Origin of the sequence: Enterobacter cloacae complex sp. P47BA, assembly GCF_014930485.1 — a bacterium.
In the GTDB taxonomy this organism is placed as follows: Bacteria; Pseudomonadota; Gammaproteobacteria; order Enterobacterales; family Enterobacteriaceae; genus Enterobacter; species Enterobacter bugandensis.
Window position 1 is genome coordinate 86,711 of sequence record NZ_JADBRF010000002.1, and the last position, 15,431, is coordinate 102,141.

A 15,431-nucleotide genomic window follows, 5' to 3' on the forward strand; every position below is an offset into this window, starting at 1 on the left:
TGGCGGTAAATAGCGTGAAAAAACCAGGTTATTTGACGCATAGAAAATCCGGAATCGTCAAATAATGGCAGGGCCATCAATATGGAACTTTTGTCGTGTTTGCCGACCCGGGAGTCAGTTTTGTTTCTCTACACGAATAACGTAAACCACCAGGATTTAAGAGGTGCGCAATGAGTGCAACAGCATCGACAGCGCCACAAAATAAATCACTCGAGTGGATGAACCGCCTTCGCGCGAATCCTAAAATCCCGTTGATCGTGGCAGGCGCTGCCGCAATTGCGATCCTTGTAGCGATGGTTTTATGGGCGAAAAGCCCTGATTACCGCACGCTCTACAGCAACCTTTCCGATCAGGATGGCGGCGCCATCGTCACCCAGCTTACCCAGATGAACATCCCGTATCGCTTTGCCGATAATGGCGGTGCGCTTGAGGTACCGGCGGATAAAGTGCACGAGCTGCGTCTGCGCCTGGCACAGCAGGGCCTGCCAAAGGGCGGTGCGGTCGGCTTTGAGCTGCTGGACCAGGAAAAATTCGGCATCAGCCAGTTCAGCGAGCAGGTGAACTACCAGCGTGCGCTGGAAGGCGAGCTGGCCCGCACCATTGAAACGTTAGGCCCGGTAAAGAGTGCCCGCGTGCACCTGGCAATGCCTAAACCCTCTTTATTTGTTCGGGAACAGAAATCCCCTTCAGCTTCCGTTACCGTGAACCTCGAGCCCGGCCGCGCGCTGGACGAAGGGCAAATCAGCGCGGTAACGCATCTCGTCTCCAGCGCCGTCGCCGGCCTGCCGCCGGGTAACGTGACGCTGGTGGATCAAAGCGGACACCTGCTGACGCAATCCAATACCGCCGGGCGTGACCTGAACGACGCGCAGCTGAAATACGCCGCCGACGTTGAAAGCCGTCTCCAGCGCCGCATCGAAGCGATCCTCGGCCCGGTGGTGGGCAACAGCAACGTGCACGCCCAGGTGACCGCGCAGATTGACTTCTCTAATAAAGAACAAACCGAAGAGCAGTACAGCCCGAACGGCGATGCGGCTCAGGCGGTCATGCGTTCACGCCAGATCAACTCCAGCGAACAGATCGGCGGGGCCTACCCTGGCGGCGTGCCGGGCGCGCTCTCTAACCAGCCAGCACCGGCAAACGCGGCGCCGATTTCCACGCCGCCGGCCAACCAGCAGAACGGTCAGCAAAATAATCAGCAGACCACCTCAACGACCAATAACGCCGGTCCGCGCTCCAGCAGCCGTAACGAAACCACGAACTATGAAGTGGACCGGACGATCCGCCACACTAAGCTGAACGTGGGCGATATTCAGCGTCTTTCCGTTGCGGTGGTGGTGAACTACAAAACCCTGCCGGACGGCAAACCGTTGCCGTTAACCGCCGAGCAGATGAAGCAGATTGAAAACCTGACCCGCGAAGCGATGGGCTACTCCGAGAAGCGCGGCGATACCCTCAACGTGGTGAACTCTCCGTTTAACTCGGTTGAAGAGACCGGCGGTGAACTGCCGTTCTGGCAACAGCAGGCGTTTATCGACCAGCTGATGTCCGCAGGCCGCTGGCTGCTGGTGCTGATTGTCGCGTGGCTGCTGTGGCGTAAGGGCGTTCGTCCTCAGCTCCAGCGCCGTGCGGAAGCCGAAAAAGCGGCGCGCGAGCAGATGAATACGCGTCAGGAAACGGAAGAAGCGGTTGAAGTTCGCCTCAGCAAAGATGAACAGATGCAGCAGCGTCGTGCTAACCAGCGCATGGGCGCTGAGGTGATGAGCCAGCGCATTCGCGAAATGTCAGATAACGATCCGCGCGTCGTGGCGCTGGTCATCCGCCAGTGGATGGGTAACGAACATGAGTAATACGCTTACGGGCACCGATAAAAGCGTCATCCTGCTGATGACCATTGGCGAAGATCGCGCGGCAGAGGTGTTTAAACACCTCTCCCAGCGAGAAGTGCAAATTCTCAGTGCGGCGATGGCCAACGTGCGTCAAATCTCCAACAAACAGCTGACCGAAGTGCTGTCAGAGTTTGAACAGGAAGCCGAACAGTTTGCCGCGCTGAACGTTAACGCCAACGACTACCTGCGCTCCGTGCTGGTCAAGGCGCTGGGTGAAGAGCGTGCCGCCAGCCTGCTGGAAGACATTCTGGAAACCCGCGATACCGCCAGCGGTATCGAAACGCTCAACTTTATGGAGCCGCAGAGTGCCGCCGACCTGATTCGCGACGAGCACCCGCAGATTATCGCCACCATCCTGGTTCACCTCAAACGTGGTCAGGCGGCCGATATTCTGGCCCTGTTCGAAGAGCGCCTGCGTCACGACGTGATGCTGCGTATCGCCACCTTCGGCGGCGTCCAGCCTGCCGCGCTGGCGGAGCTGACCGAAGTGCTAAACAACCTGCTCGACGGCCAGAACCTCAAGCGCAGCAAAATGGGCGGCGTGAGAACGGCGGCGGAAATTATCAACCTGATGAAAACGCAGCAGGAAGAAGCCGTCATTTCGGCGGTTCGCGAATTCGACGGCGAGCTGGCGCAGAAAATCATCGACGAGATGTTCCTGTTCGAAAACCTCGTCGAAGTGGACGACCGCAGCATCCAGCGCCTGCTCCAGGAAGTGGATTCCGAGTCGCTGCTTATCGCCCTCAAAGGCGCCGAACAGCCGCTGCGCGAGAAGTTCCTGCGCAACATGTCCCAGCGTGCGGCGGATATCCTGCGCGACGACCTTGCCAACCGCGGCCCGGTTCGTCTGTCTCAGGTGGAAAACGAACAGAAAGCCATCCTGCTTATCGTTCGTCGTCTGGCGGAAACCGGCGAGATGGTGATTGGCAGCGGAGACGACACCTATGTCTAATGAGCTGTCGTGGAAGCGCTGGACGCCGGACGATCTGGCCCCTCCCCTTGCCGAATTCACGCCCGCGGTGGTCTCGCCCGCAGAGCCCGACGCGGACGTTGAACAGCCCGAGCTGAGCGAAGAGGAGCAGCAAGCGCAGATGCTGGCCCAGCTGCAAATGCAGGCGCACGAGCAGGGCTATAACGCCGGTCTGAACGAAGGCCGCCAGAAGGGGCACGATCTGGGGTACCAGGAAGGCCTGGCGAAAGGGTTAGAGCACGGCATCGATCAGGCGCGCCAGCAGCAGGCGCCGATCCATGCCCGCATGCAGCAGCTGGTCAGCGAGTTCCAGCATACGCTGGACGCGCTGGACAGCGTGATTGCCTCGCGTCTGATGCAGATGGCGCTGGAGGCGGCGCGTCAGGTTATCGGCCAGACGCCCGTGGTGGATAACACCGCGCTGATCAAACAAATTCAGGGTCTGCTTCAGCAGGAACCGCTGTTCAGCGGCAAACCGCAGCTGCGCGTCCACCCGGACGATCTGCAGCGCGTTGAAGAGAGCCTGGGCGCAACGCTTAGCCTGCACGGCTGGCGTCTGCGCGGCGACCCATCTTTACACCACGGCGGATGCAAAGTCTCTGCCGATGAAGGCGACCTGGATGCCAGCGTCGCCACCCGCTGGCAGGAACTGTGTCGCCTGGCGGCACCGGGAGTCGTCTGATGACCGCACGCCTTACCCGCTGGCTCACCACGCTCGACAACTTTGAGACGAAGATGGCGCAACTGCCATCTGTTCGTCGTTATGGGCGACTGACGCGCGCCACCGGTCTGGTACTGGAGGCCACCGGCCTGCAGCTTCCCCTGGGTGCGACCTGCGTCATTGAGCGTCAGGATGGGCAAGAAACGCGTGAAGTGGAAAGCGAAGTGGTCGGGTTCAACGGCCAGCGCCTGTTCCTGATGCCGCTTGAAGAGGTGGAAGGCATTCTGCCCGGCGCGCGCGTCTATGCGAAGAATATTAGCGGCGACGGGCTGCAAAGCGGGAAACAGCTGCCGCTTGGCCCAGCCCTGCTCGGCCGCGTGCTGGACGGCAGCGGGAAGCCGCTGGATGGCCTGCCCGCACCGGACACCACCGAAACCGGCGCGCTGATTACCCAGCCGTTCAACCCCCTGCAGCGTACCCCTATTGAGCACGTGCTGGATACCGGCGTGCGTCCGATTAACGCCCTGCTCACCGTAGGGCGCGGACAGCGCATGGGCCTGTTCGCCGGTTCCGGCGTCGGGAAATCCGTCCTGCTCGGCATGATGGCGCGCTATACCCAGGCCGACGTGATTGTCGTGGGGCTGATCGGCGAGCGTGGTCGCGAAGTAAAAGACTTTATTGAAAACATTCTGGGTGCGGAAGGCCGCGCCCGCTCGGTGGTGATCGCCGCGCCGGCGGACGTGTCGCCGCTGCTGCGTATGCAGGGTGCCGCCTACGCCACCCGTATCGCCGAAGATTTTCGTGACCGCGGCAAGCACGTGCTGCTGATCATGGACTCCCTCACCCGCTACGCGATGGCGCAGCGTGAAATTGCGCTGGCCATCGGCGAGCCGCCGGCCACCAAAGGCTATCCGCCTTCGGTCTTCGCCAAACTTCCGGCGCTGGTAGAGCGTGCGGGGAACGGCATCAGCGGCGGCGGCTCCATCACCGCGTTCTATACGGTGCTGACCGAGGGCGACGACCAGCAGGACCCGATTGCCGACTCCGCGCGCGCGATCCTGGACGGCCATATCGTGCTGTCGCGCCGCCTGGCCGAAGCCGGGCACTACCCGGCGATTGATATTGAAGCGTCCATCAGCCGTGCAATGACGGCATTGATTACCGAGAAGCACTACGCCCGCGTGCGTAACTTCAAACAACTGCTTTCCAGCTTCCAGCGCAACCGCGATCTGGTCAGCGTGGGGGCGTATGCCAAAGGCAGCGACCCAATGCTCGACAAGGCGATTAGCCTGTGGCCGCAGCTGGAGGCGTTTTTACAACAGGGCATTTTTGAGCGTGCCGACTGGGAAGATTCAATCCAGGCGCTGGAGCTGATTTTCCCGCAGGTGTAACACAGGTGGAGGGCGAAGGTCATGGCGCAAAACAGCGCGTTATCAACGCTGAAAGATCTGGCTGAAAAAGAAGTTGATGATGCCGCATTGCAGCTTGGCGCAATGCGACGCGGGTGCCAGCAGGCTGAAGAACAGTTGAAGATGTTAATCGACTATCAGCATGAATATCGCACCAACCTCAATACCGATATGACGCAGGGCATTGGCAGCCAGCGCTGGATTAACTATCAGCAGTTTATCCAGACGCTCGAGAAGGCGATAGAGCAGCACCGCCAGCAGCTAAACCAGTGGACCCAAAAAGTCGATACCGCGCTGAATTTCTGGCGCGAGAAAAAACAGCGGCTGCAGGCCTGGCAGACCTTACAGGACCGGCAGATTGCAGCCTCGACCCTGGCGGAAAACCGCCTGGATCAGAAGAAAATGGATGAGTTTGCCCAGCGCGCATCAATGAGGAAACCGGAATGATCACACTGCAACAACTGCTGATGAGCGACAGCGACCCGTCAGGCGGGATGCAAACAGGGAAAGGCACCGAGGGGGCACAGGACTTTCTCTCCCTGCTGGCGGGCGCCCTGACGGATGCAACGGGCAAGGGCAACGATGCGCCGCTCACCCTGGCGGATCTGAAAGCCGCCGGCAGCAAGCTGTCGAAGGTCGCACAGGATGCCAAAGGCGATACCGCTCTGCAGGCCAAAATTGCCGACCTGCTCTCGCGTCAGCCTGCGCTGAATGGCGTTGAAACGTCGGAGCCCGCGCCGCTTGAAACGTTGGTCTCCGGGCTGGTACCGCTGTCAAAGGGCGACGCGCTTAAGACGCTCACCGCGGCCAACGGTAAAGATGACGCTAAAACCGAGCTGAGCGAAGAAGAGCTGGCGGGGCTAAGCGCGCTGATGGCGATGCTGCCGCACCAGCAGACGACCGCCTCTCGTGCGGCAGGCAGCGACGGCGTTCATGCCACCTCGGCGCTGAGTTCAGCAACGCTTTCGCAAAACGGTGCGGGACAGCCGCCGTCCCTGAACGCGCCAGCGGGAAGCCATGATAAAGCGCCGCTTTCTGCGTCCTATCAGAGCCAGGCGAAGAACAACGGTCCGGATCTCGCCGCCAACGCGCCAGCCACACCGGTCGTGGCCGCAGCCGCTGAGAAACAGGACTTCGCCAGCGCCTCTTCGTCATCTTCGCCGACCGCTACCCTGGCGCCGATTATCTCCAGCCATGCGGCCAGCCAGCCAGCCGCAACCGTTGCCACCGCCCCGGTGCTAAGCCAGCCTCTGGGGACACATGAATGGCAGCAGTCCCTGAGCCAGCACATCACCCTGTTCACTAAGCAGGGCCAGCAGACGGCGGAGCTGCGCCTGCACCCGGAGGATCTGGGCCAGGTGCAAATCTCGCTGAAGCTGGACGATAACCAGGCACAGCTGCAGATGGTCTCTGCGCACAGCCACGTGCGCGCGGCGCTGGAAGCCGCGCTGCCGGTCCTGCGGACCTCGCTGGCGGAGAACGGCATTCAGCTTTCTCAAAGCAGCGTCAGCAGCGAGAGCTTTGCCGGGCAGCAGCAGTCTTCATCCCAGCAGCACCATACTTCACGCCCGGGCCAGCACGGCGGTTTTAATGAAGAGAGCGATGAGCTCCTGCCGACCCCTGCCGCCCTGCAATCCGCGGCGCGCGGTAACGGTGCCGTAGACATCTTCGCCTAAACGCCAGAGGTAGCGTGATTATCCCCGTCTTTTCCACGCTTTGACGACGGCAGGACACGGGATAATCACCTTATTAAGCTGTACCGAAACAGGAAGCTCGTATCAGATGACAGACTCCGCTATCACCAAAAAAAGCAAGCGTTCCATCTGGATCCCGCTGCTGGTGTTGATCACGCTCGCCGCCTGCGCTACCGCGGGCTATAGTTACTGGCGTATGCAGCAGGAACCTTCAACCGCTGCGGCCAAAGCCGAACCTGCCCCACCGCCGGCGCCGGTCTTTTTCCCTCTGGACACCTTCACCGTTAACCTCGGTGATGCGGATCGCGTGCTGTATGTCGGTATTACGCTGCGCCTGAAGGACGAAGCAACCCGCGCGCGCCTGAACGATTATCTGCCGGAAGTGCGTAGCCGCCTTCTCCTGCTGTTTTCTCGTCAGGACGCCTCCGCGCTGGCTACCGACGTGGGTAAGCAAAAGCTGGTCGACGCCATCAAGCAGACGCTGGCCACCCCGCTGGTAAACGGTCAACCTAAGCAGGAAGTCACTGACGTTCTGTACACAGCCTTTATTCTGCGGTAACGACATGGGCGACAGTATTCTTTCTCAGGCAGAAATCGACGCGCTGCTTAACGGCGACAGCGATAAGAGTGACGACCCGCAACCGGGTCTCACCGGCGACGATAATATTCGTCCTTACGATCCCAATACCCAGCGTCGCGTGGTACGTGAACGTCTGCAGGCGCTGGAGATCATTAACGAACGTTTTGCACGTCAGTTCCGTATGGGGCTGTTTAACCTGCTGCGTCGTAGCCCAGATATCACGGTCGGTGCGATCCGCATCCAGCCGTATCATGAGTTTGCCCGCAACCTGCCGGTGCCAACCAACCTTAACCTGATTCATCTGAAGCCGCTGCGCGGCACCGGTCTGGTGGTGTTTTCCCCAAGCCTGGTGTTCATCGCGGTGGATAACCTGTTCGGCGGCGACGGGCGTTTTCCGACCAAAGTGGAAGGTCGTGAATTTACCCACACCGAGCAGCGCGTCATTAACCGCATGCTGAAGCTGGCCCTGGAATCCTACAGCGACGCGTGGAAAGCGATTAACCCGCTGGAAGTGGAGTACGTCCGTTCTGAGATGCAGGTGAAATTTACCAATATCACCACCTCCCCGAACGATATCGTCGTCAATACGCCGTTCCATGTGGAGATCGGTAACCTGACCGGTGAGTTCAACATCTGCCTGCCGTTCAGCATGATTGAACCGCTGCGCGAGCTGCTGGTTAACCCGCCGCTGGAGAACTCACGCAACGAAGATCAGAACTGGCGCGAAAACCTGGTACGCCAGGTGCAGCACTCGCAGCTGGAGCTGGTGGCGAACTTCGCCGACATTTCGATGCGGTTATCCCAGATCCTGAAATTAAAACCCGGCGACGTTTTGCCGATAGACAAACCCGACCGCATTATTGCCCACGTAGATGGTGTCCCCGTACTTACAAGCCAGTACGGCACGATTAACGGTCAGTATGCGTTACGCGTTGAGCACTTGATCAACCCGATTTTGAATTCGCTGAATGAGGAACAGCCCAAATGAGTGACATGAACAATCCGTCCGATGAAAACAGCGGAGCACTGGACGATCTGTGGGCTGACGCGTTAAACGAGCAAAAAACGACTCCGACAAAAAGCGCGGCGGACGCGGTATTCCAGCAGTTAGGCGGCGGCGACGTCAGCGGCACGCTGCAGGACATCGACCTGATTATGGACATCCCGGTTAAGCTGACCGTTGAACTGGGACGCACCCGGATGACCATTAAAGAGCTGCTGCGCCTCACGCAGGGTTCAGTTGTGGCCCTTGACGGCCTGGCCGGCGAGCCGCTGGATATTCTGATCAACGGTTATCTGATTGCCCAGGGTGAAGTGGTGGTGGTTGCCGATAAATACGGCGTGCGCATCACCGACATCATCACCCCGTCTGAACGCATGCGTCGTCTGAGCCGTTAAGCATGAAAACCCAGGCAACAATATCACAGCCTTCCGCCGTTCCCGGCTCCCCGCTGCTCCAGGTGAGCGGGGCGTTGTTCGGTATTATTGCCTTTATTCTTATCGCCGCCTGGCTGGCAAAGCGTTTTGGCCTGGCGGGTAAAACTGCCGGCACCCGCGGCCTGAAGGTCAGCGCCAGCACGACGCTTGGGCCGCGCGAACGCGTGGTCATCGTCGATGTGGAAGATGCGCGTCTGGTTCTGGGCGTAACCGGCTCAAACATCAACGTATTACATAAACTGCCGCCCGCCCCGGTCACGGTGGACGAGCGCGCACAAGCCCCTGCGGATTTTCAGTCCGTCATGAAGAGTTTGCTTAAGCGTTCCGGGAGAACCTGATGCGCCGTTTGTTATCCCTGACGCTTGCGGGCGTTGGCCTGTTTGCTCCTGCGGTTTATGCGCAGCTGCCCGGTCTGGTTTCCACGCCGATTGCGGGTGGCGGCCAGAGCTGGTCGCTCCCGGTTCAGACGCTGGTCTTCATCACCTCGCTGACCTTTATTCCGGCCATTCTGCTGATGATGACCAGCTTTACCCGCATCATCATCGTTTTTGGTCTGCTGCGAAACGCGCTGGGCACCCCTTCGGCGCCGCCAAACCAGGTGCTTCTGGGGCTGGCGCTGTTTTTGACCTTTTTCATCATGTCGCCGGTGATCGATAAGATTTATACCGACGCCTACCAGCCGTTCAGCGAAGACAAAATTTCGATGCAGGAGGCGCTGGAAAAAGGCGCGCAGCCGCTGCGAGAATTTATGCTGCGCCAGACGCGCGAGGCGGACCTGGCCCTCTTCGCCCGCCTGTCCAACACCGGCGAGCTGCAGGGCCCGGAAGCGGTACCGATGCGCATTCTGCTGCCGGCCTATGTCACCAGCGAGCTGAAAACCGCGTTCCAGATTGGCTTTACCATCTTTATCCCGTTCCTGATTATCGACCTGGTCATCGCCAGCGTCCTGATGGCGCTCGGGATGATGATGGTGCCGCCCGCCACCATTGCCCTGCCCTTTAAGATCATGCTTTTTGTGCTGGTCGACGGCTGGCAGCTGCTGGTTAGCTCGCTGGCGCAAAGTTTTTACAGTTAAGGAACGGCAATGACACCCGAATCGGTCATGATGATGGGCACGGAAGCGATGAAAGTCGCCATTGCCGTTGCCGCGCCGCTGCTGCTAGTCGCGCTGGTTACCGGCCTGATTATCAGTATTCTTCAGGCCGCCACGCAGATTAACGAAATGACGCTGTCGTTCATCCCGAAAATCATCGCCGTATTTGTGGCGATTATCGTGGCCGGGCCGTGGATGCTGAACCTGCTGCTGGACTATATGCGCAACCTGTTTACCAATCTGCCGTACATCATCGGCTGACCTGAAGATGCTGCACTTCACCAGCGACCAGTGGGTTCAGTGGCTCGGCGTCTATTTCTGGCCGATGCTGCGCATTCTGGCGCTGATCTCCACCGCCCCCATTCTCAGCGAGAAATCGATCCCCAAGCGCGTTAAGGTGGGGCTGGGCATTATTATCACCATTATCGTCGCCCCTTCCCTGCCACCGGTGGATATTCCCATCTTCTCGGCTAACGCAATATGGGTCGCTTTACAGCAGGTGATGATTGGCGTCGCCGTGGGCTTTACCATGCAGCTCGCCTTCGCCGCCGTGCGCACGGCAGGTGAGTTGATTGGCCTGCAAATGGGGTTATCGTTCGCCACGTTTGTCGATCCCGGCAGCCATCTCAACATGCCGGTGCTGGCGCGCATCATCGATCTGCTCGCCATGCTGCTGTTTCTGTCGCTCAACGGTCATCTGTGGCTCATCTCCATGCTGGTGGATACTTTCCATACGCTGCCGATCGGTGATAACCCGGTCAACAGCAATGCCTTCCTCGCGCTGACCCGCGCGGCGGGGCTGATCTTCCTCAACGGTCTGATGTTGGCTCTGCCGATCATCACCCTGCTGCTCACCGTCAACCTGGCATTAGGCTTACTGAACAGAATGGCACCGCAGCTCTCGGTGTTTGTGATTGGTTTTCCGCTAACGTTGACGGTCGGAATTTTATTAATGTCATTACTGATGCCACTTATCGCCCCCTTCTGTGAACATTTATTCGGCGAGATATTCAATCTGTTAGCGGATATTGTCAGCGAATTGCCACGTAAATAATAGTCCTCACGATCGCTATTGTCTTTCTGAGGATATTCCTAAAATAAAACGCGAAAAACATCTTCCAGGATATATCTGACGCGGTTTAAATGTTTCTAACCATCTCACAATACTTAATATTTACTTTACTTTAAGAAGATTCCTGGCAAATTATACGTAACTTTACGGGATAGTGAGTCCGCCTGAAAGTCTTTGTCATGCTCACAGGTTTATTATTTTTTTCCATCCCGTATGGCTGTTTTGAGCTCTCAGGCAGATGGTGAATTATCGTTACGCATTGAGTGAGGGTATGCCATGTCAACGATCATTATGGATTTATGCAGCTACACCCGGCTAGGGTTAACCGGGTACCTGGCAAGCAGAGGGGTAAGAAAGAGAGACATCAACGATGCACACACCGTTGAAGAACTCGCAGCCGCTTGTGACGAACTCAAACCAGGCGTGGTGTTTATTAATGAGGACTGTTTCATTCACGATCCAGCCAACAGTCAGCACATTAAGCAAATCATTAATCAGCATCCAAAAACCCTGTTTATTGTTTTTATGGCGATCGCGAATATCCATTTCGATGAGTATTTGTTGGTCCGTAAAAATTTATTGATCAGTTCTAAGTCGATTAAACCCGAGTCGCTGGATGACATTCTGGGTGATTATTTGAATAAAGAAGTTAAAAATGTAGGAGCGGTTAACTTACCCACCCTTTCATTAAGCAGGACTGAATCAAGTATGCTGCGAATGTGGATGGCTGGACAAGGAACTATTCAGATCTCTGACCAGATGAATATTAAAGCGAAAACCGTTTCGTCACACAAAGGAAATATTAAAAGGAAAATTAAAACGCATAATAAGCAAGTGATCTATCACGTGGTACGTCTGACCGATAATGTGACGAACGGGATTTTCGTCAACATGCGTTAGTGGCTTAAACCCCTTTGCACCCTACCTTTGATCTCTGGCCTGGCCAGAGATTTTTGCTTTTGCGGACGTGGTCGGGCACGCGCAATGCCACCCGACGCCGTACTACTCCGCTTTCTCAACAAAAATGCCGTCCGGATGCCCCAGTTCGTTAAAAAACCAGATACCGAGCGGGTAGTCTTCCAGTGAGACCAGGTACATTGTGCCTTCACTAAACTCTTCAATTGCCAGCACCACCCCCGGGCGGCGCGGCCCACCGTCCGTTTTAACGGTTACCCGATCGTTGACCTTCATACATTCCTCCTCTGGTTTTGAGCCAGTGTAGAACAAAACGCAAAAACACACATCGCCGCACGGCGTGAATGGCGTTTTTATACACAGTCTATACTTACCGTGGACACGGTTTAATGAGGAGCCCCGTAATGAAGACCGATAAAGAGTACAGCGACACCATCAAACGCGAGGTCGAGGTGGATGTCGATGCCCTGCTGGCCGCCATCAATGAGATCAGTGAGTCAGAAGTCCGCCGCACAAACGATGGTTCGGACCACGTCATTGTTAACGGGAGGGATTATCACACCTACCGCGAGCTGGCGGAGGCCTTCGAGCTGGATATTCACGACTTTAGCGTATCTGAAGCAAATCGTTAACACGAAAAAAATCCCGGTCATGGGGATGGCCGGGATCAAAACTTGCTTATGCAAGAAGCACTTGAAAATTCGTTACACCAGGAAATCTGATGTACAAACAACACTATCCCCAACGATTTTGCATGACAAGCATATATTCTTACGGCGAATATAATATTTTTAACATAATCGTTTTGGTTATGAGCAACAACATCCGCCGAATGCGGGTTTGGCTGGATCGGTTCTTTTCAATCCGGTTTAAGCCCAAATATTTTTTTAGGAATATTCTTAGATTAAGGCTCATTCGTTTTCGGGAGTTACTATGCTTTCACTCCGGGGTCCCCTGCTGATTTTTTCCGATCTGGATGGATCGCTGCTGGATATTCATACCTATGAGTGGCAGCCCGCGATGCCGTGGCTGGATAAACTGCAGGATAACCAGGTACCGGTGATTCTTTGCAGCAGCAAGAGCGCGGCAGAGATGCTGGATATTCAGCAGGATCTGGGTCTGGAAGGGTTACCGTTTATCGCTGAGAACGGCGCGGTGATTCAGCCTGACGTGCGCTGGGAAATGGGTCAGCGCCACATCAACGGCATGACGCACCGGGAGATTCGTCCGCTTATTGAGCAAATCCGCCAGCAGGCGGGCTTCAAATTCACCACCTTTGACGACGTGGACGAACGCGTCATTAGCGAATGGACGGGAGTGACCCGCTACCGGGCGGCGCTTGCCCGCAAGCATGACGCCTCCGTCACGCTCATCTGGCGTGATTCCGACGAAGCCATGGCCCGGTTTGAAGCGGCGCTGGCGCAACGCGGGCTGAAATGCCTGCAGGGAGCCCGTTTCTGGCATATTCTTGATGCCGGCTGCGGTAAGGACGTTGCGGCTAACTGGCTAATCGCGCAGTACCGTGAACGGGAAAATATTGAACCCACGACCCTGGGGCTCGGCGATGGGCCGAACGACGCGCCGCTGCTGGACAGCGTGGACTTCGCGGTGGTGATTAAAGGGATAAACCGGCAGGGTATTACGTTACGGGACGATAACCCCCGCCGGGTTTATCACACCCGGCAGGCGGGACCGCTCGGCTGGCAGGAGGGGCTGGATCACTTTTTGTCATGATCTTGCCAGACAACCCGGTTACGTCCGTCCTGTTTAGCTTCATATAACCGGGCATCCGCCACGGACTGCAGCTGTTCGAAATCGTAATTTTCGTTTTCCCGGGCGCTGCTGACGCCGAGTGACGCGCTGATACGCAGGGTCGTACTCTTCTTCACCAGAATCTCCTTGCTGTTGATTCGGCAGCGAATACGCTCCGCGATGCCTCTCGCCTCCTCAAGACCGAGTCCCGGCAGGACGATACAAAACTCTTCCCCGCCCACGCGTCCTGCCACGTCGTTTTTACGCAAGGCGCTGGAAATCAGCCCTGCCGAGTGGGAAAGCACCTTATCACCGGCCTGGTGACCGAACCGATCGTTGACGCTTTTAAAATGGTCGAGGTCTAACTGAATGACCGAGAACGGCAACGACTGTTGATGACACTTCTTCGCCAGCAGTTTCGCGCGTTCGAACAGCGCACCGCGATTATTCAGGCGGGTTAGCGGGTCGTGCCAGGCCTGCCACTTGAGCGAGTGCTGCAGCGTATACATATTGCTGACCATCCGGCGGATCACCAGCCACGAAATCAGCAGCATCGCGGTAAAGAGCGCCCACAGTAATGCCAGTACGATACTGATGCTGCCGAAGTCGCCCTGTACCCCTTCCTGCAGAGTATGGACACGCAAAACCAGGCCATCAAAATGATCGAGCCGCTGCCAACTGATGAAACGGCTGCCGAGGCGGATGCCACCACCAGTATCGTGCTCGATCGCCTGCGCTATCTGCGCGAGTTCGCGTTCATCGAAATGGTTCACCTGTTTATCTGTCTTTTCAGAGGAGGCAATCATATTGAGCCGGGAGTCGTACAGCTGATACTCCCCCTCCGTACGGTCGTCCGTCGCCTCTACCAGCAGGCGTTGCATCGTATTCAGCGAAAAATCCATCGCCACCACGCCATACCAGTAGCGATTGAAATAGATGGGGACGCTGGCAGTGATCGTTCGCTCGTCACCGGTCCAGGATGACGGCGTGGAGATAAACCAGCGCACCGCGCGGGAGCGATTGTTACGTTCCGACTGCTGGGTAAACCAGGACTGCGTGACCAGGTGATAATAGCGGGGGATAATATCGCTCGCCTCTGTTAGCGTATCCGTCGAAAGATAAAACCCGGCGCGTGAAACGTAGATCACCCGCGATTCACTATGCCTGCTCGACGTCGCCAGCCTGAGCAGATAACCCACCTCAAGCGCGGCTGAAATTTCATTGCTGATGCGTTCAGCGTCCCGGTTCAGAATCGACGTTTTTTCAACAAACGCATCCGAGACGCCGTTAATCGGAAGTGTGCGATTTCTATCAACGAGGAGCTGCCAGGTGGGACGCATGCGTAATGCGTTAAAGTGCGATACTGCATCGTGCAAAACATTGAAGGCCAGCGGCGTCTGTAGCGCATCGCGCATGCTCTGGCGAAATAACAGCATTTTATCCACGCTGTACTGCAGCTGCCTGTCCAGCGAGCTGGCCACGGTTTCCAGGTGGTTGCGCTGGCTGGAGATATACGCCTCTTCGAGGACCACCACTTCACGCCAGGTCAGGAGGGTTGAAAATACCAGAACAGTGATAAAACAGAGGTTAACAATCAAACCCGGATTGCTACGCTTATGCAGCCATTGCAGAAAGGAGCGTCTTACAACAAAGGTATCGCGCTGCACACACACTCCCTGATTACTACCTTACACCCGGTACTTCAGTTAAAAACGCCCGGCAAAGCCGGGCGTTATGTGATTAAGCCTGATCGTGCTTGCGCTGGCCGTCACCCGGCTGAAGCTCATCTTCACGAAAGGCTTCTTGCTTAATGCTATAGCCATCATGCCACCGACATTCCACCATTCCGCTGGAATACCCGGTGACAATCATGCGCGGGCCGCCCTTCTTAGGCTTAACTTCATCACTGACCAAAAAGACCATACCTGCCTCCTGTATCAGGGTGAAACTGTTTCAATT

The 15,431-nt window shown here is 56.9% G+C and carries 18 protein-coding genes and 1 pseudogene; 16 read left to right on the forward strand and 3 right to left on the reverse strand.

All coding sequences use genetic code 11. The features are described 5' to 3' along the window. Window positions 1-170: 170 nt before the first annotated feature. From fliF to rcsA, 14 genes and pseudogenes are all read left to right on the forward strand, one after another. Window positions 171-1,850 carry a flagellar basal-body MS-ring/collar protein FliF gene (gene fliF / locus IM299_RS03900; RefSeq protein ID WP_028013700.1) on the forward strand — a complete coding sequence of 560 codons (1,680 nt, stop codon included), beginning with the start codon at window positions 171-173 and terminating at the stop codon, window positions 1,848-1,850. Then, window positions 1,843-2,841: a flagellar motor switch protein FliG gene (fliG, locus tag IM299_RS03905; RefSeq protein WP_014832476.1), complete on the forward strand. Its 999-nt coding sequence runs from the start codon at window positions 1,843-1,845 to the stop codon at window positions 2,839-2,841. Before fliF ends, fliG begins: the two co-directional genes overlap by 8 nt. Beyond that, window positions 2,834-3,541 carry a flagellar assembly protein FliH gene (gene fliH, locus IM299_RS03910; RefSeq protein ID WP_045260350.1) on the forward strand — a complete coding sequence of 236 codons (708 nt, stop codon included), beginning with the start codon at window positions 2,834-2,836 and terminating at the stop codon, window positions 3,539-3,541. The genes fliG and fliH overlap by 8 nt, the downstream gene beginning before the upstream one ends. Then, window positions 3,541-4,911, forward strand: a complete 1,371-nt coding sequence (gene fliI, locus IM299_RS03915; RefSeq protein ID WP_023330814.1) for a flagellar protein export ATPase FliI — start codon at window positions 3,541-3,543, stop codon at window positions 4,909-4,911. The genes fliH and fliI overlap by 1 nt, the downstream gene beginning before the upstream one ends. 21 nt (window positions 4,912-4,932) lie before the next feature. After that, on the forward strand, window positions 4,933-5,376 hold the full coding sequence (gene fliJ, locus IM299_RS03920) for a flagellar export protein FliJ (RefSeq protein ID WP_006811155.1): 444 nt from the start codon (window positions 4,933-4,935) through the stop codon (window positions 5,374-5,376). Next, window positions 5,373-6,605, forward strand: a complete 1,233-nt coding sequence (fliK, locus tag IM299_RS03925; protein WP_193357076.1) for a flagellar hook length control protein FliK — start codon at window positions 5,373-5,375, stop codon at window positions 6,603-6,605. The genes fliJ and fliK overlap by 4 nt, the downstream gene beginning before the upstream one ends. Before the next feature lie 106 nt (window positions 6,606-6,711). Then, entirely contained in the window at window positions 6,712-7,182 is a 471-nt protein-coding gene (gene fliL / locus IM299_RS03930; RefSeq protein WP_021241388.1) for a flagellar basal body-associated protein FliL, read from the forward strand. A 4-nt stretch (window positions 7,183-7,186) separates the two neighbouring features. Next, the gene (gene fliM / locus IM299_RS03935) at window positions 7,187-8,191 is read left to right on the forward strand and encodes a flagellar motor switch protein FliM (protein ID WP_193357077.1); all 1,005 of its coding nucleotides are present in this window, start codon (window positions 7,187-7,189) and stop codon (window positions 8,189-8,191) included. Continuing rightward, on the forward strand, window positions 8,188-8,601 hold the full coding sequence (gene fliN / locus IM299_RS03940; RefSeq protein ID WP_003859592.1) for a flagellar motor switch protein FliN: 414 nt from the start codon (window positions 8,188-8,190) through the stop codon (window positions 8,599-8,601). The genes fliM and fliN overlap by 4 nt, the downstream gene beginning before the upstream one ends. Before the next feature lie 2 nt (window positions 8,602-8,603). Continuing rightward, window positions 8,604-8,978: a flagellar biosynthetic protein FliO gene (fliO, locus tag IM299_RS03945; protein WP_045260352.1), complete on the forward strand. Its 375-nt coding sequence runs from the start codon at window positions 8,604-8,606 to the stop codon at window positions 8,976-8,978. Next, window positions 8,978-9,715 (forward strand): flagellar type III secretion system pore protein FliP, encoded by a 738-nt coding sequence (fliP, locus tag IM299_RS03950; protein ID WP_028013705.1) that lies wholly within the window; start codon window positions 8,978-8,980, stop codon window positions 9,713-9,715. The genes fliO and fliP overlap by 1 nt, the downstream gene beginning before the upstream one ends. A gap of 9 nt (window positions 9,716-9,724) precedes the next feature. Then, window positions 9,725-9,994, forward strand: a complete 270-nt coding sequence (gene fliQ, locus IM299_RS03955; protein ID WP_003859587.1) for a flagellar biosynthesis protein FliQ — start codon at window positions 9,725-9,727, stop codon at window positions 9,992-9,994. 7 nt (window positions 9,995-10,001) lie between these two features. Continuing rightward, window positions 10,002-10,794 (forward strand): annotated as a pseudogene (gene fliR / locus IM299_RS03960) (flagellar biosynthetic protein FliR); the annotation flags it as partial. A gap of 287 nt (window positions 10,795-11,081) precedes the next feature. Next, window positions 11,082-11,705, forward strand: coding sequence for a transcriptional regulator RcsA (gene rcsA, locus IM299_RS03965; protein WP_013097740.1), 624 nt, complete (start codon window positions 11,082-11,084; stop codon window positions 11,703-11,705). A gap of 102 nt (window positions 11,706-11,807) precedes the next feature. Here the strand turns inward: rcsA and dsrB are convergent, their stop codons facing one another. Then, entirely contained in the window at window positions 11,808-11,996 is a 189-nt protein-coding gene (gene dsrB, locus IM299_RS03970) for a protein DsrB (protein ID WP_013097741.1), read from the reverse strand. 128 nt (window positions 11,997-12,124) lie between these two features. On the opposite strand from dsrB, the gene yodD reads away from it, so the two are divergent. Continuing rightward, complete coding sequence (gene yodD, locus IM299_RS03975) at window positions 12,125-12,352, forward strand: YodD family peroxide/acid resistance protein (RefSeq protein WP_028013707.1); 228 nt, start codon at window positions 12,125-12,127, stop codon at window positions 12,350-12,352. Between the two features lie 301 nt (window positions 12,353-12,653). Next, window positions 12,654-13,454 carry a mannosyl-3-phosphoglycerate phosphatase-related protein gene (locus IM299_RS03980; protein ID WP_045631638.1) on the forward strand — a complete coding sequence of 267 codons (801 nt, stop codon included), beginning with the start codon at window positions 12,654-12,656 and terminating at the stop codon, window positions 13,452-13,454. On the opposite strand, the gene dgcQ is transcribed toward IM299_RS03980, so the two are convergent. Both dgcQ and IM299_RS03990 read right to left on the reverse strand, forming a co-directional pair. Next, the gene (gene dgcQ, locus IM299_RS03985; protein WP_193357078.1) at window positions 13,439-15,139 is read right to left on the reverse strand and encodes a cellulose biosynthesis regulator diguanylate cyclase DgcQ; all 1,701 of its coding nucleotides are present in this window, start codon (window positions 15,137-15,139) and stop codon (window positions 13,439-13,441) included. The two genes, IM299_RS03980 and dgcQ, sit on opposite strands and share 16 nt — an antisense overlap. A 73-nt stretch (window positions 15,140-15,212) precedes the next feature. Further along, window positions 15,213-15,395: a YodC family protein gene (locus IM299_RS03990; protein ID WP_028013710.1), complete on the reverse strand. Its 183-nt coding sequence runs from the start codon at window positions 15,393-15,395 to the stop codon at window positions 15,213-15,215. Window positions 15,396-15,431 lie beyond the last annotated feature (36 nt).

Excerpts from the sequence above, each read along its gene's own strand:
- fliF (WP_028013700.1), top strand. The coding sequence starts at position 171 with ATGAGTGCAACAGCATCGACAGCGCCACAAAATAAATCACTCGAGTGG.
- fliG (WP_014832476.1), top strand. The coding sequence starts at position 1,843 with ATGAGTAATACGCTTACGGGCACCGATAAAAGCGTCATCCTGCTGATG.
- fliH (WP_045260350.1), top strand. The coding sequence starts at position 2,834 with ATGTCTAATGAGCTGTCGTGGAAGCGCTGGACGCCGGACGATCTGGCC.
- fliI (WP_023330814.1), top strand. The coding sequence starts at position 3,541 with ATGACCGCACGCCTTACCCGCTGGCTCACCACGCTCGACAACTTTGAG.
- fliJ (WP_006811155.1), top strand. The coding sequence starts at position 4,933 with ATGGCGCAAAACAGCGCGTTATCAACGCTGAAAGATCTGGCTGAAAAA.
- fliK (WP_193357076.1), top strand. The coding sequence starts at position 5,373 with ATGATCACACTGCAACAACTGCTGATGAGCGACAGCGACCCGTCAGGC.
- fliL (WP_021241388.1), top strand. The coding sequence starts at position 6,712 with ATGACAGACTCCGCTATCACCAAAAAAAGCAAGCGTTCCATCTGGATC.
- fliM (WP_193357077.1), top strand. The coding sequence starts at position 7,187 with ATGGGCGACAGTATTCTTTCTCAGGCAGAAATCGACGCGCTGCTTAAC.
- fliN (WP_003859592.1), top strand. The coding sequence starts at position 8,188 with ATGAGTGACATGAACAATCCGTCCGATGAAAACAGCGGAGCACTGGAC.
- fliO (WP_045260352.1), top strand. The coding sequence starts at position 8,604 with ATGAAAACCCAGGCAACAATATCACAGCCTTCCGCCGTTCCCGGCTCC.
- fliP (WP_028013705.1), top strand. The coding sequence starts at position 8,978 with ATGCGCCGTTTGTTATCCCTGACGCTTGCGGGCGTTGGCCTGTTTGCT.
- fliQ (WP_003859587.1), top strand. The coding sequence starts at position 9,725 with ATGACACCCGAATCGGTCATGATGATGGGCACGGAAGCGATGAAAGTC.
- rcsA (WP_013097740.1), top strand. The coding sequence starts at position 11,082 with ATGTCAACGATCATTATGGATTTATGCAGCTACACCCGGCTAGGGTTA.
- dsrB (WP_013097741.1), bottom strand. The coding sequence starts at position 11,996 with ATGAAGGTCAACGATCGGGTAACCGTTAAAACGGACGGTGGGCCGCGC.
- yodD (WP_028013707.1), top strand. The coding sequence starts at position 12,125 with ATGAAGACCGATAAAGAGTACAGCGACACCATCAAACGCGAGGTCGAG.
- IM299_RS03980 (WP_045631638.1), top strand. The coding sequence starts at position 12,654 with ATGCTTTCACTCCGGGGTCCCCTGCTGATTTTTTCCGATCTGGATGGA.
- IM299_RS03990 (WP_028013710.1), bottom strand. The coding sequence starts at position 15,395 with ATGGTCTTTTTGGTCAGTGATGAAGTTAAGCCTAAGAAGGGCGGCCCG.